Annotated in this window: 14 protein-coding genes; 5 read left to right on the plus strand and 9 right to left on the minus strand. The window is 42.5% G+C overall.

Features of this window, described 5'->3' with window-relative positions; translation table 11 throughout:
• Positions 1-40: 40 nt before the first annotated feature.
• Positions 41-1018, plus strand: coding sequence for a polyprenyl synthetase family protein (locus HMPREF9431_RS07055; protein ID WP_004380514.1), 978 nt, complete (start codon positions 41-43; stop codon positions 1016-1018).
• A gap of 202 nt (positions 1019-1220) precedes the next feature.
• On the opposite strand, the gene HMPREF9431_RS07060 is transcribed toward HMPREF9431_RS07055, so the two are convergent.
• The 9 genes from HMPREF9431_RS07060 to mnmG form a co-directional block, all read right to left on the minus strand.
• Positions 1221-2600: a WG repeat-containing protein gene (locus HMPREF9431_RS07060; protein WP_004380515.1), complete on the minus strand. Its 1380-nt coding sequence runs from the start codon at positions 2598-2600 to the stop codon at positions 1221-1223.
• 29 nt (positions 2601-2629) lie between these two features.
• Positions 2630-3985: a WG repeat-containing protein gene (locus HMPREF9431_RS07065; RefSeq protein ID WP_004380516.1), complete on the minus strand. Its 1356-nt coding sequence runs from the start codon at positions 3983-3985 to the stop codon at positions 2630-2632.
• A gap of 99 nt (positions 3986-4084) precedes the next feature.
• Positions 4085-5014, minus strand: a complete 930-nt coding sequence (gene deoC, locus HMPREF9431_RS07070; protein WP_004380517.1) for a deoxyribose-phosphate aldolase — start codon at positions 5012-5014, stop codon at positions 4085-4087.
• Between the two features lie 28 nt (positions 5015-5042).
• Positions 5043-5369 carry a nucleotide pyrophosphohydrolase gene (locus HMPREF9431_RS07075; RefSeq protein WP_025069954.1) on the minus strand — a complete coding sequence of 109 codons (327 nt, stop codon included), beginning with the start codon at positions 5367-5369 and terminating at the stop codon, positions 5043-5045.
• A gap of 11 nt (positions 5370-5380) precedes the next feature.
• Positions 5381-5521 carry a hypothetical protein gene (locus tag HMPREF9431_RS12950; RefSeq protein WP_004380519.1) on the minus strand — a complete coding sequence of 47 codons (141 nt, stop codon included), beginning with the start codon at positions 5519-5521 and terminating at the stop codon, positions 5381-5383.
• A 149-nt stretch (positions 5522-5670) separates the two neighbouring features.
• Complete coding sequence (gene dtd, locus HMPREF9431_RS07080; protein ID WP_004380520.1) at positions 5671-6123, minus strand: D-aminoacyl-tRNA deacylase; 453 nt, start codon at positions 6121-6123, stop codon at positions 5671-5673.
• Between the two features lie 20 nt (positions 6124-6143).
• The gene (uvrC, locus tag HMPREF9431_RS07085; protein ID WP_040561304.1) at positions 6144-7991 is read right to left on the minus strand and encodes an excinuclease ABC subunit UvrC; all 1848 of its coding nucleotides are present in this window, start codon (positions 7989-7991) and stop codon (positions 6144-6146) included.
• Between the two features lie 76 nt (positions 7992-8067).
• Entirely contained in the window at positions 8068-8598 is a 531-nt protein-coding gene (locus tag HMPREF9431_RS07090) for an adenine phosphoribosyltransferase (protein WP_004380522.1), read from the minus strand.
• Positions 8599-8826: 228 nt separating this feature from the next.
• Entirely contained in the window at positions 8827-10698 is a 1872-nt protein-coding gene (gene mnmG, locus HMPREF9431_RS07095) for a tRNA uridine-5-carboxymethylaminomethyl(34) synthesis enzyme MnmG (protein WP_004380524.1), read from the minus strand.
• A gap of 241 nt (positions 10699-10939) precedes the next feature.
• Here mnmG and HMPREF9431_RS07100 point away from each other — a divergent pair, with 241 nt between their 5' ends.
• From HMPREF9431_RS07100 to HMPREF9431_RS07115, 4 genes are all read left to right on the plus strand, one after another.
• On the plus strand, positions 10940-11617 hold the full coding sequence (locus HMPREF9431_RS07100; RefSeq protein ID WP_004380525.1) for a succinate dehydrogenase/fumarate reductase cytochrome b subunit: 678 nt from the start codon (positions 10940-10942) through the stop codon (positions 11615-11617).
• A gap of 49 nt (positions 11618-11666) precedes the next feature.
• Entirely contained in the window at positions 11667-13649 is a 1983-nt protein-coding gene (locus HMPREF9431_RS07105; protein WP_004380526.1) for a fumarate reductase/succinate dehydrogenase flavoprotein subunit, read from the plus strand.
• 17 nt (positions 13650-13666) lie between these two features.
• Complete coding sequence (locus HMPREF9431_RS07110) at positions 13667-14425, plus strand: succinate dehydrogenase/fumarate reductase iron-sulfur subunit (protein ID WP_004380527.1); 759 nt, start codon at positions 13667-13669, stop codon at positions 14423-14425.
• Between the two features lie 310 nt (positions 14426-14735).
• Positions 14736-15296, plus strand: coding sequence for a hypothetical protein (locus tag HMPREF9431_RS07115; protein ID WP_004380528.1), 561 nt, complete (start codon positions 14736-14738; stop codon positions 15294-15296).
• Positions 15297-15327 lie beyond the last annotated feature (31 nt).

The raw sequence follows: 15327 nt of genomic DNA on the forward strand, positions 1-15327 counted from the left end.
CCGTAGAAAATGCGTATTTTTGTAACAAAGAAATGAACGCATGGACTATTTATCGCTCATTAAAAGCCCCATTCACGAGGAATTAAATGATTTTGTAACACTCTTTAATCGGTCGTTAAAGCATGAAAACGGCCTGCTGTCACGCGTGTTAGAACATATTCGTCAGCGTGGCGGAAAGCGCATGCGGCCGATGCTTACCTTATTGATGGCGAAGAACTTCGGCATCGTTTCCGAAGAAACACAGTATGCTGCGGTCGGCTTAGAGCTGTTGCATACGGCCAGTTTGGTGCACGATGATGTCGTTGATGAGAGCAATAAACGGCGCGGACAGGCCAGTGTAAACGCGCTTTTCGACAATAAAGTGAGTGTGTTAGTGGGCGATTATATCCTGTCAACAGCCTTGCTTTCAGTTTCCTATACGCATTCAGAGCTGATTGTTCGCTATCTTTCTGAGTTAGGAAGGACGCTTTCTGATGGAGAAATCTTGCAGTTGAGCAACATCGATAACACACAGATTAGCGAGGAAGCCTACTATGAAATTATTAAGAAAAAGACGGCCGTTTTGTTTGAAATGTGTGCTGTTATCGGTGCAGTGAGTGCTGGAGCGTCTGACGATGAGGTGGTTGCTGCGCGACAATTTGGGCAGGACTTGGGCATAATTTTTCAGATTCGCGATGACATTTTCGACTATTATGAGGAGACAGAGGTGGGGAAACCCACGGGAAACGACATGCTTGAAGGTAAGCTGACCTTGCCCGTTATCTATGCTTTGCAGTCGACTGGCGACGAAGCGATGTTGGCTTTAGCGCATAAAGTGAAGCAACAAGAGGTGAATGCAGCTGAAATTGCCTCGTTAGTGGCGTTTACAAAGGCGCATGGGGGCATTGAATATGCCGAACAACAGATGGCTAAACGCCATGCAGCCTGCATGCAGTTTATTGACGAAAGGGTAGGGGATGCGGCCATTAAAACCGCATTAACAGCCTATTTGGATTATGTCATTGCGCGCAAAAGTTAGTTTCTCAATCCCTTAATTCATAGTAGTTTATCCCATGTTTGGTGTAAATGGGTACACGTTCAGCACATATTGCTTGGTAATATGTGCTGAATTAGTTCATAAAGTGCACCAAATTAAAAAGTAATTTGCATCATATTAGTGTGTAAAGTGATGCATATTGGGGCATAGCTCGTACCGAATTAATTTCCAAACACCTAATTTTTTATTTGATTTCTTTGAGGTTATAGTCCAATTTCTGGATGATGGTATCGGTAGTTAGCTCTCTGATTTCAAGGCGATTAAAGAACGTTTTAATTTTGCATGGCTTTAATTTGATGCGTATGTCGTTATTCAAATCGATAACACCTTGCTCATTTTCCTTTTCGACAATAAATAGACTGTCGTTTGGTGTAGAGGAAATGTTATCATATTCAAAAGGAACAAGGGTTTTATTTTCACGGTTAACAATACCAAATTTCTTCCCTTTTGAGACAATAAAGGTGCTTTTATACATGTTGGTCGTTATTGATTCGTATGCTAATGGAAGTAAAATTTTTTCTTCATCCGCATCAAAGAAGGCTTTTAATCCATCCTTTTCGAGGATACAATAAGAAGGGGACGCCTGGACATTGTCGTAGGAAGAGTTGGTAAGCATCTGCATTTTCTTCATGCTGAACAGCTTTTTTTTGCCTTGTATATCGTCTAATTTAACGATGCCGTTATCGTCGATTTGTTTTATACTTTTATATGAAAAAGGCAGAATGATGTTGTTATCAATGTCTATCATACCGTAACATCTGTTTTGATAGGCAATGAAATAAACTTGTCGATTATTGTTAAGATTATTCATAATTAGCAGTTCTTTTTCGTATTGTGGCTTAATAATAGTCAGTCCTTCACTATTAATAACTCCCCATAATCCATCCTTTTCGAAGCTATAATCTGAGGCTGAGTGTTTGTAGTCGTAGTAGATGGGACCCTTAGTTTGATTGATGGTGATTCCTTTTACAATGTCTTTATCGTTGAATATATAGTCACAGGGTGTTTCTTTTCTAAGTGTCCAGAATCCATTCGTATAAGTGATATACGCATATATGGGTGCTACAACGATATTTCCTTTTGCATCACAGATTCCGTAGTGTTCTTTTTTGACAATGAAATAATCTGTCTCTTGTGATGCATCTACTCTTTTCTGTTCAATATATAGGTAGATTGGAGGGAGGATTTGATTGCCATCATGGCTGTAAAGACCTACATTCTTTCCTTTTCTTACAAGCCAATAGTCGTTTTGGGAGGCGTAGTAGCTTGCTTTTATCTCGTCTATCTCATCATATTCTATGGGAATACATTGCTTTCCGCTTTTGTAATAGATGCCATGTTTACCGTTCTTGATGACGTGATAGAAAACATTACGGGTTGGGAAAATAGAGTCAATATCGGTGATAATGGGCCTATTTTGGGCATCGTCCAGGCTGAGTTTGCCATTGTTTTGTTGGCGGATGTTGGTTGTTGCTATGAATTTTACAGTGATTTGAATGTCTTGTGCATAGACACTTATTGTTGTACATGCCATGATGAGCAGGAGGATTGCAATCTTTTTCATACGTTTATATGTTTTATGATGTATCATTTTTATTTGATTTCTTTGAAGTTATAGTCCAATTTCTTAATGGTTTGAAATGTTGTAATGTTGATGAGTTCTATGCGATCATCATAGGTGTATATGAGATAAGGTGTCATTCCATAAACCAATTCGTTCTTCAGGTTGACAATGCCATATTGCTTTTCTTTCTTGATAACAAAGAGATTGGGCTTGCAGGTGGCTTGGATTTCATCGTAACCATAGGGGATAATCTGCTTGTCTTCGCGGTTGACAACTGCCGTTTTTCCCTCTATGGTGACAATGAAGTGCTCATTATCATCGAGGCCTGATATGGAATTGTATTTGAAAGGGAAGAGAATTTGCATGTGGTGGTAGTCGACAGCTGTTTCAAGGCCATTCTTTTTGAGATATAGATACCGATCAGTGACGTTGCTCTTGTCATAGAAGAGGTTGAGCGCTAATTGCTTTTTAGCCATGTTATAGAGCTGTTTTCCCTCGTCGGTAGTGAGTTCTATGGTATTGTAGAAATAGGTATGTTCGATTTTTTTGTATTGAAAGGGGAGTACAATCTTGTTGTCTATGTCAATCAATCCAAATTGGTTGTCTTTGCAGGCGATGAAATAAGCGGTGCTGTCTGAGTGGATATAGCCGACTTTCTCTAATGGTTTGTCATACTGAACAGCGATGACCGGCTGTCCATTTTCACGTAGAAGTCCCCATGCTTTGCCCTGTTTATAATTGAAATAGAAAAGTTTTTGTTCTTTTTTTTGTATTGTAATGGGCATAGCATCGTCTAATGTGATGTCTTTAATGATATCTTTATAGTTGAAGAGATAATGGCAACTGTCCCCTTTTGTTAGCTTAAAATACCTCAAATATCTATATTCTATGGCGGTGTATTGTGGGTCGACAATAAATTCCCCATTGTTGTTACATAGCCCATATAGCCCTTTTTTTACGATGAAATAGTTGCTTGCAGTGGTACAGTAGCTACAGGCTACCTCTATACTATCATAGAGTGGCGGCAGAATTTCTTTGCCCATGTATGAATAAAGGCCTTGTTTGTCTTCCTTGTTGACGAGCCAATAACGGTTGTTATAGGAAGTAATGGTGCTGAATGCGATGGGGATTAAGCATTTTCCTTCGGTGTCATACAATCCTTTCTGCCCCTCTTTGCTTATCATGAAGCTATCAAAGTGCGTGCCGAAAATCGTATCAGCATCAACGATAATAGGCTTCTTGTGGAAGTCGTTGAGGCAGAATTTGCCATTGCTTTGCTTGCAAATGCTGGCCTTTTGATAATAGACCGCGACGCCTATCTGGGCTTTTAGGGACATCAGCGATAGGGTGAAAAGCGAAAGGATAAGGGCCATTTTCTTTTTCATAAGATAAAAATGGTTAGCGGAGTGGGAAACATGAGTGCTATATGAAGCAGAAACGCCCGCCTCTCTATGATAAGAAAGCGGAGCGTTTCGAGTTGTTTTTTAGAAGAATTTGGTTTCTGTGCCGAGGATTTCACTGAGCAACAAGTTGGTCAAACGGCTGGTTCCCATGCGAAACCATTGATTGGTGAGCCATTTTTCGCCCAGAACCTCTTTTACAATCGTGTAGTAGGTGATGGCATCCATGACCGAGTTAATGCCGCCAGCGGGCTTAAAACCTATCTGTATGCCTGTTTTATCGTAGTAGGCTTTGATGGCTTGACACATCACATACGCCGCTTCTGGCGTGGCACTTACCTTTTCTTTACCCGTGGAAGTCTTGATATAGTCGGCACCGGCATACATCGAAAGCAGCGCAGCCTTCATGATGTTGCTGTCATTTTCTAAGTCGCCTGTCTCCAAAATCACTTTCATGGGTACGTCGCCACACGCTTGTTTGAGTTCGTTAATATCATCGCAAACGCCCTCATAATCTTCACTTAAGAACTTACCTACAGGCATAACAATGTCAATTTCGGTAGCCCCATCGGCAATGGCTAATTGCGTTTCAGCCACTTTCACTTCCATTCGGGCTTGCGATGAGGGGAAGTTGCCCGAGACATTGGTGATAGCTACGCCGTCAACTTCGAGGCTATTGCTCACCAATTCGGTGAAAACAGGATAGACGCAGATGGCGGCTACATGGGGAAGGTCGGGGTAATCGCGGTCGAATTGATTGACTTTTTCGACCATTTGAAGCACCTTTTCTTCGGTGTCGGTGGTGCTAAGGGTGGTGAGTTCGATGCTGCCCAAGAGGAATTTCTTTACCTCGTGTGTGTTGTTTTGTGGCACTTTCTCGGCCACAATCTGTGCAACGGCGGCCTGAACATCGGCATCGTTGACCTGAGTGTCGTACAACTTGAGCATCTCTTCGTATTTGCTTTGTGTGTCGTCACTGCGAGTTGACTCGCTGATAGGAAGGATTGTTTTCATTTTAATAAATTGATTTTTGGGTGGATATTTATAATTTTAATTTCTCATTTTGCTGGTGTCGGTCGTGGTCGCGCTGCGTCTTTTTAGCAAAACTCTTGCGTATTTCGGCCGAAAGGTCGATGCCTGTTTGATTGGCTAAGCACACAAGCACCCACAACACATCGGCCATCTCCTCGCCAAGGTTGGGCTTTTCGCCCGGTTTGAAGCTCTGTTCGCCATAGGTTCGGGCAATAACACGGGCCAATTCGCCCACTTCTTCGGTGAGACAAGCCATATTGGTGAGCTCGTTAAAATAGCGAACGCCATAGGTTTTTATCCATTCGTCGACTGCTGTTTGCAGCGCTTTGAGGGTGATTTCTTCGTTCATTATGTAAAAGTTTTTAGGGGAAAGAGCAAGCCAAAGACAATACCGAAGAGCAAAGTGAGCGCTGCTAATGCAAGCAGGTAGACGACTAATGCTTTCAATGCCTTGTTGTTGTGAGAGGGAGTGCTTTGGTCTTGTTTCATCACCACCATTTTATAGTTTACAAAAGTGGGCTATATTGTAATGTAAAATGCACTATATTGTGCACGAAAGTGTGCTGTATTGTTGACTAATCTGCATGCTTTTAAATTGCATTATGGGGTGGGGTGCGGCGGCAGGTGCACACCTTGGCTCATTCTTTTGCCTTGCTATCCATGCAAATTGTTACGGGACCGTCGTTGATGAGCGCCACTTTCATGTCGGCACCAAACGTGCCTGTTTGCACTTTTTGGCCCAACTTTTGCGACAGTTCGTCGCAAAAGTACTGGTAGAGCGGGATGGCTGTCTCATGTTTGGCGGCGCGAATCCACGACGGACGGTTGCCCTTTTTGTAGCTTGCAAAGAGTGTAAATTGCGAAACGACGAGCATTTCGCCTTGAATATCTTGTATGGAGCGGTTCATAACACCTTGCTCATCATCGAAGATACGTAGGTTTATAACTTTGTGTATCAGCCAGTTGGCATCTTCTTGGGTGTCGCTTTCTTCGATGCCTAATAGGATGACAAGCCCTTTTTCAATAGCAGCCTCCACCTGATGGTGGATGGTTACGGAGGCTTGTGCACAGCGTTGTATCACAATTCTCATGCAACAAATTTACAAATTTATTATGAATTGTCTGTGGCTTCAGGATGAAAATGTTTGTAAACGAGATTGCCTTTTACTCGTCCTAATATCTTGTTAATCTCCTGATTATCAGCATTTTTTATTGCATTTATGGTTTTTAATTGCTTCAGCAGTGCTTCTTTGCCTTTCGGACCGAGTCCTTTAATATCGTCAAGTTCGCTGTGTAGTGCATGCTTGGAGCGTTTATTGCGGTGGAAGGTGATGGCATAGCGGTGCACTTCGTCTTGTATTTCGGTGAGCACATGAAAGAGTTCACTCTTCATGTCTAAGCCAACAACCACGGGAGGATTGCCAAAGAGTAACTCGTTGGTGCGGTGATGGTTGTCTTTTGCGAGGCCGGCAATGGGGATATGAAGATGGAGTTCGTCTTCAACTACTGCTCTAACGACTTCCATTTGTCCTTTACCGCCATCGGTAATGATGAGGTCGGGTAGGGGAGTTTGTTCTTCTATCATGCGCGAATAGCGCCGCCTGACGACCTCTTGCATCGAGGCATAGTCGTCGGAACCTACCACTGTTTTGATATTATACTTGCGATAATCCTTGCGCGAGGGCTTCATCCGCTTGTAAACAATGCAGCCTGCAACCGCATCTGTGCCTGAAATGTTGCTGTTATCAAAGCATTCAATGTGGAGGGGAAGTCTATCTAACTGCAATTTGGTTTGCAGTTCTTTCATCAATCGCGTTTGCTTTTGTTCGGGATTGAGCTTCTCTGCTTGTTTCAGCCGGTCGAATTTGTATTGTTTTACATTCATCTCTGAGAGATCTAACAGATGCTTCTTGTCTCCTTTTCGGGGGACAGTGAAAGTAGATTCTTTGATGTTCCAGCTTATTTCAAACGGCACAATAATTTCTTTTGCCTGACTGTTGAAGCGTGAACGAATATCGGTAATCGCCATGAGAAGCAATTCTTCATCGCTCTCTTCCAACTTCCTTTTGTATTCATAGGTGAAACTTTGGTTGATCATTCCTTGGCGCACGTGAATGTAATTGATGTAAACATTCTTTTTGTTGTCATCATCTATAATCGAAAACACATCTACATCGTCAATGGTATGGCTGACAACTTCGCTCTTGGTAACGAAGTCTTGTAACAGCATGAGTTTCTCTTTGTAGTCTTGTGCAGCTTCAAATTTGAGGAGTTCTGAATTCTTCAGCATGAGCTTCTCTAAGTGCATGGCCACTGCTCTGTTGTTGCCTTTGAGAATTTCACGTGCTTGTTTCATGTTCTCTTGATAGTCTTCGTAGCTTTGTTTGTTGATACATGGGGCATCACAATTATGGAGATGATATTCCAAACAGGGCTTGAAACGGCCTTGCTGAATGCTTTCTTTGGTTAAAGGTAGATGGCAAGTGCGGGGCTTGTACAGTCGTTTAATGATGTTGAGGATGGCATTCATGCTCCCAACATGGGGGTAGGGACCATAGAATGTGCCGGTATGTTTCTTGATGGTTCGTGTTTTAAAGATGCGTGGAAAGTACTCGTTTGTGATACAAATGCTGGGATAGGTCTTCCCATCTTTGAGCAGAACGTTGTACCGGGGATTATATTTCTTGATGAGATTGTTCTCTAATAGGAGGGCATCCTCTTCGCTATTAACAACCGTGTAGCTAATATCTTGTATCTTAGAAACAAGAACTTTTGTTTTATAGCGGTCCACTTCTTTGTGGAAATAGGAAGACACCCGAGCCTTGAGTCGCTTGGCTTTCCCTATATATATAATGGTATGCTGATCATCATAGAACTGATAGCTGCCCGGTTTGTCGGGCATATTGAGCACAATATTCTTCAAACGGGCTAATCTTTTCTCGTTTTCTTCTTTGGTCATTGTTGCGAATCTCCTTTGTATAAAGAAGAAATCGCTCATTTTGTTTCACGTGAAACGTAAACGAACGATTCTATTTTTAAAACTTTAAAAGCGACGTTATCTCAATATCTTGGTCGAAACGGGAGCGGCTTTCGGGGAATTCGCTTGCCAATTCGATAATGAAATTGCAATAAATTTTTTTGGGATTGAACTTCTTTACCAAATCGCATGCTGCCTTCATTGTGCCACCTGTTGCCAAAAGGTCGTCGTGAAGCAGAACAACATCGCTCTCACTGATGGCATCTTTGTGGATCTCTATGGTGTCAATACCATATTCCTTAGCGTAGCTTTCTTGAACAGTCTCGCACGGAAGCTTGCCGGGTTTACGGCATAACACTACGCCGGCACCTAACGATGTGGCTACGGCTGAGGACATAACAAAACCTCTACTTTCGATACCTACAATTTTAGTAATTCCCTTATCAGCATACAATGCACACATCTCTCGTGTGATTTCTTTCAACGCTTCTGGGTTTTTGAATAGTGTTGTGACATCTCTAAAGTTTACACCTTTAATAGGCCAATCTGGAATGCAGCGCAGATTGTCTAATAATAATGGGTTGTTCATATCTTTCTTTGTTAATGATGATTTTCTTATACCTTATTATATATATGGAATTTCTTTCTGAATGTTGATAGAAGGTGATATGCGTTTGCTTGGGAAAGCGTGAAACAGATGCGATATTATCGTCGCTTTTAATATTTAAGTTGTCGAGTATCAGTACATTATTCATATTGCTGTTTCACGTGAAACCTTGTTGTTTTTGTGCAGATGTGGCCGCTATTCGTTGGCCTTCTATCGTCCTAAAAGCACAAGAAGCACGTTAATATCGCTGGGAGATACACCGGGTATGCGGCTGGCTTGCGCTAAAGTTTCAGGATTTATAGCCGATAACTTCTGCCTTCCTTCAGTAGAAATCTCGTGAAGTTCGTCATAATGGAATCTATTTTTAATCTTTATGTGTTCCAATCGGCGCATTTTGTCTGCAATAATACGTTCTCTTTCAATATAACCTTTATATTTAATGCGAATCTCTGCGGCCTCAATAATCTCTTCTTTTCGATTTAAAGGAGCTTCGATTGCAGTCTTAAGTTCCGGGATAATGGTTGAAAGATTTTGGAGATTTAGTTGTGGACGTGCAATAAGATCGGCTAATTTGCAGCCTGCTCGCAAAGGAGTTGTATCAAACTTTGCAAGGAGTGGATTGATTTCTTGCGCTTTAATGGGGAACTCTTCGCAGAATGTAACGAGACGTTGGATAGCTTCTTTTTTCTCCATCCACCAGTCATAGCGATCACGTTTGGCTATACCTAATTCGTAAGCGCGTTCAGTTAAGCGCGCATCTGCATCGTCTTGGCGGAGCAATATGCGATATTCTGCCCGAGAAGTGAACATACGATAGGGTTCGTCTACACCTTTAGTTGTGAGATCATCGATGAGTACTCCGATGTAACTTTCGTCCCTTTTCATCACGAAAGGCTGTCCTCCTGCACAACGAATAGCAGCATTTATTCCCGCAACAAGGCCTTGACCGCCCGCTTCTTCATAGCCTGTTGTGCCGTTAACTTGTCCGGCAAAGAACAAACCTGCAACGACCTTCGACTCTAAAGACTGTTGTAATTGGGTGGGATCGAAGTAATCATATTCGATAGCATAGCCAGGTCTATAGATTTTAATGTCGCGAAAGGCCGGAATATGGCGTAGGGCTTCTAACTGAATATCCATTGGCATACTCGATGAAAAGCCATTTAAATACATTTCATTCGTATCTTCTCCTTCAGGTTCTAAGAATAAAGGATGCTGCTCTTTATCGGGGAATGTCACCAATTTTGTTTCTATCGAAGGACAATAGCGTGGCCCAGTGCTTTGAATTTGTCCGTTGAAAAGGGGAGAATCTGCAAGTCCTTTTTGCAAAGTTTCATGCACTTTGCAATTTGTATAGGTTGTCCAACAAGGTAATTGTCTTAGCATTCTATGTGGACCTATATAACTAAATTGGTGGAAATCGCTATCACCTTGTTGCACATCCATGGCTTCAAAATGCACACTTCGCTTATCGATTCTGACAGGAGTTCCCGTTTTCATGCGAGTTGATCGAATGCCAAAACGGGTGATACTCTCGGTGAAATGGTGCACAGAAGGTTCTGCACAGCGACCGCCTTCCACCATTTTTCGACCGATATGCATCAGTCCATTGAGGAAAGTTCCTGCGGTAACGATTACGCTTTTGGCTTTGAATTCTGCACCCCAAATGGTTCTTACGCCCACAGCTTCACCGTTTTCAACGAGCAATTCGTCGGCTTGGTCTTGCCAAATGTCCAGATTTTCAGTCGCATCAAGTGTTGTTCTCCATGCCCAAATAAACTTCTCTCGGTCGCATTGTGCACGAGGGCTCCACACAGCAGGGCCTTTTCCGATATTCAACATGCGAAACTGTATGGCTGTTTTATCAGTAATAAGTCCCATATTTCCGCCCAAAGCATCAATCTCTCTTACGATTTGTCCCTTGGCAATTCCACCCACTGCGGGATTGCAACTCATTTGAGCTATCTTGTTCATATCCATTGTTATCAGACAAGTTTTAGCGCCCATGTTGGCTGAAGCCGTAGCTGCTTCGGCGCCGGCATGCCCACCTCCGATAACAATCACGTCGTAATTGAAGTGCATTTTGTTTCCTAATATTTTTCGCAAAAGTAAGAAATAAAATCCGATTTTTTGAGGAATTGCTTTGATTTATCCTCAAAATATAGTATTTTTGCACCGCATTTCTTAGGATAAATCGCATAAAAGGAAGTGTTCTCTACCTAAAATTAGGTATTTAAGGCATTTTGTTTTTTACAGTTTACACGCAATATTGTAAAATAAATTGATATAATTCAAACATTAAATATTTAAAAATCAATCATTTATGTGGTTAATTAATTCTTCTATTGGCAGAAAAGTCGTGATGTCTTTAACAGGTGTTGCGCTTGTTCTATTCATGACATTCCATGCCTGCATGAATGTTGTTGCGCTCTTTTCAGGGGATGCTTACAACATGATTTGCAAGCTTTTGGGCGCTAATTGGTATGCTGTTGTCGCAACAGTCGGATTGGGTGCGTTGGCAGTGTGTCACATTGTTTATGCATTTATCCTTACTGCTCAAAACCGAAGAGCACGTGGTTCAGAGCGTTATGCAGTGACTTCAAAGCCTGATTCGGTAGAGTGGGCGAGCCAAAATATGCTCGTTTTGGGTCTTATCGTATGCTTAGGTCTACTTCTTCACTTGTTTAATTTTTGGTATAACATGATGTTTGCTGAGTTAAGCGGCATGCACACCGACATTGATCCGACGCATGGTTTTGAGTTAATCAAAGTTACTTTCAGCAACAAACTTTATGTTGTACTCTACATTTTGTGGATTGTTGCTTTATGGTTCCATCTTTCTCATGGCTTCTGGAGTGCACTTCAAACCATTGGTATAAATGGGAAAGTGTGGTTTAATCGTTGGAAGACGATCGGCATTGTTTATGTAACCCTGTTAATGTTGGCTTTCCTTGTTGTTGTTTTAGCGTTTGCTTTTGGGTGCGCACCAAGTCTTTATTAAGGCCATCTATATAATAAGGTAAGATGAAATTATTTAATTGAAGATCATTATGACGAAGATATTAGATTCAAAAATACCTGCAGGACCTGTTGCAGAGAAATGGACTAACTACAAAGCACATCAGCGTTTGGTTAATCCTAAGAACAAATTAAAGTTAGATGTCATCGTGGTTGGCACCGGTTTAGCTGGTGCCAGTGCTGCAGCTTCATTGGGAGAGATGGGCTTTAACGTGCTGAACTTCTGCATACAAGACTCACCTCGTCGCGCACACTCTATTGCAGCGCAAGGCGGAATCAATGCAGCTAAGAACTATCAAAACGATGGTGACTCCATTTATCGTTTGTTTTATGACACCGTTAAGGGCGGAGACTATCGTGCACGTGAAGCAAATGTTTATCGCTTAGCCGAGGTATCCAACGATATTATCGACCAATGTGTAGCGCAAGGGGTGCCTTTTGCACGTGAATATGGTGGCATGTTGGCCAATCGTTCATTTGGTGGTGCACAGGTAAGTCGCACTTTTTATGCCAAAGGACAGACCGGACAGCAGCTGCTTTTGGGTGCTTATTCTTCATTAAGTGCACAGATTCAAGCAGGCAAAGTGAAGCTTTTCACGCGTTATGAGATGGAGGATGTCGTTATTGTAGACGGTCATGCACGTGGCATTATCGCTAAGAATCTCGTAACAGGTGCATTAGAACGTTTCACCGCCAATGCCGTTGTTATCGCAACAGGCGGCTATGGTAACACCTATTTCCTATCAACCAATGCCATGGGATGTAACTGTACGGCAGCCATTCAGTGCTATCGTAAGGGCGCATACATGGCAAATCCTTCTTATGTTCAAATCCATCCTACCTGCATTCCGGTGCATGGTGACAAGCAGTCTAAGCTCACATTGATGTCCGAATCCTTGCGTAATGATGGCCGTATTTGGGTGCCTAAGAAGCTCGAAGATGCCAAAGCCCTTCAAGAAGGTACGAAGAAAGGTTCGGATATTCCCGAAGAAGACCGCGATTATTATTTGGAACGTCGTTATCCTGCATTTGGAAACCTTGTGCCACGTGATGTTGCTTCACGTGCAGCTAAGGAGCGTTGCGACAAGGGTTATGGTGTGAATAACACCGGTTTAGCCGTGTTCCTCGATTTTTCCGAGTCTATTAATCGTCTCGGTATCGACACCATTCTTCAGCGTTATGGCAACCTTTTCGACATGTATGAAGAGATTACCGATGTTAATCCGGGCGAGTTTGCCAAGGAGATTAACGGCGTGAAGTATTACAACCCCATGATGATTTTCCCGGCCATCCACTATACTATGGGCGGTATTTGGGTCGATTACGAACTCATGACCACCGTTCCCGGCTTGTTTGCTATTGGAGAATGCAACTTCTCTGACCACGGAGCGAACCGCTTAGGCGCCTCTGCTTTGATGCAAGGCTTAGCAGATGGTTACTTTGTTCTGCCTTACACGATTCAGAATTACTTAGCCGATCAGTCGCTTTGGGGCAAGGTTTCTACCGATTTACCCGAGTTCAAGGCTGCTGAGGAAGGCGTAGAAAAGGAGATTAATCGTTTGATGGGCATTCAAGGTAAGCGCTCTGTTGATTCCATTCACAAAGAGTTAGGTCATATCATGTGGGAACATGTGGGTATGGGACGCACCAAAGAAGGACTCGAAACCGGCTTAAAGCTGTTGAAAGAACTGCGCGAAGAGTTCAATACCAACCTCTTTATCCCGGGTAAAAAGGAAGGTTTGAATGTCGAATTAGATAAGGCTATCCACTTGCGCGATTTCATTTTGATGGGCGAATTGGTTGCTTATGACGCACTTCATCGCGAGGAAAGTTGTGGCGGTCACTTCCGCGAAGAGCACCAAACAGAAGAAGGTGAGGCGAAACGTGACGACGAACATTTCTTCTATGTAGGCTGCTGGGCATATCAAGGCGACGACAATACGGCGCCCGAACTCATCAAAGAGCCCCTCGAATACGAGGCGATTAAGGTACAAACACGTAATTATAAGAACTAAGTTGAAGTAAAAAGATTATGGCAAAAGCAATTTCTTTCACAATCAAATATTGGAAACAGAATGGTCCTAAAGACCAAGGTCATTTCGATACACACGAGATGAAGAACATCCCCGATGATACTTCATTCCTCGAGATGCTTGATATTCTCAACGAAGAACTTATCGCAGCCGGTCAAGAACCTTTCGTTTTCGACCACGACTGCCGTGAGGGTATCTGCGGTATGTGCTCACTTTACATCAATGGTACGCCGCATGGCAAGACCGAACGCGGTGCAACCACCTGCCAACTCTATATGCGTCGTTTCAACGAGGGTGATGTTATCACCGTCGAACCCTGGCGTTCTGCCGGCTTTCCAGTGATTAAAGACTGCATGGTTGACCGTTCAGCTTTTGATAAAATCATTCAGGCTGGCGGCTATACTACCATCAGAACGGGGCAAGCTCAGGATGCCAATGCCATCCTTATTCCTAAAGAAGCTGCCGACGAAGCGATGGATTGCGCCACTTGTATTGGCTGTGGTGCTTGCGTAGCTGCATGTAAAAATGGTTCGGCCATGCTCTTTGTCAGCTCAAAAGTGAGCCAGTTGGCACTCCTTCCACAAGGCAAACCCGAGGCCGCTAAGCGTGCAAAGGCAATGGTTTTGCGCATGGATGAGCTTGGTTTTGGTAACTGTACCAACACACGTGCCTGCGAAGCTGTGTGTCCAAAGAACGAGAAGATTGCCAATATCGCTCGTTTAAACCGCGAGTTTATCAAAGCAAAATTGGCTGATTAAACAGAACATGTGCTCCCTTTTCGGGGGAGACGATTCTATAAAAGGTGGGAAGTCCACACGGGCTTCCCGCCTTTTTTGTTTCCCTAACCCCGTTAAAGAAATTGCTACATTCCCGCTTTTATATATAGGGCATGCATCATCGTTTTCAAGAGTATAAAGTAAAAGTATAATCTCTTCATTTCCTTTTTAATGGCAATTCTTTCCCTTTTTGTAGATTTTTTGATTAGAATAAAAGAAAAATAGGCTAATGTCTTGATGTAACGTTATTTATATTTAACTTTGTAATCGAATTAATTTAATAGTATAGTGTATGAATAAAAGGTTTAATAAAGTCTTTTTATCGCTTCTTCTATTAGTGATAAGTAATGCTTATGCGTATGGACAAGCATCGAAAAGCATTTCCTTAGAGTTAGGAGGAGCTTCAACTGTATTCGGATTTCATTATGATGCACGTTTTAGTGCTTATACTAATTGGGGTTATCGTGTAGGATTATCCTTTCTTAGATCTAAAAGTGATGATTACTTTGGTGCTGTAACCCGTGGGATAAATGGTTACACAATCCCCTTTGCAGTGAATTATTTAACAGGAAAAGGCAAGCATCATTTTGAAGTAGGTACAGGGTTTGATATCGGACTATATCGTTGTCATTTCCTTGATTGGCAGGATAATGAAGTAAAAGAGACACGCGTTGGATCATTTGTATTCGAGGATTTGGGCTATCGTTACCAAGATTCTAAGGGGTTGCTACTACGTGCAGGACTCAATATCAGTATACCTTTCGTTGCACAGATAGCAGGGACGAATATTCTTTATGCTGCGCGTAAGACATCTTTTGTCTATCCCTATATTGGTGTCGGTTACGCCTTTTAAGGGCTTTCTTTCCCATCTTTTGATGAAAAAT

Origin of the sequence: Segatella oulorum F0390 (assembly GCF_000224615.1) — a bacterium.
Taxonomy (GTDB): Bacteria; Bacteroidota; Bacteroidia; order Bacteroidales; family Bacteroidaceae; genus Prevotella; species Prevotella oulorum.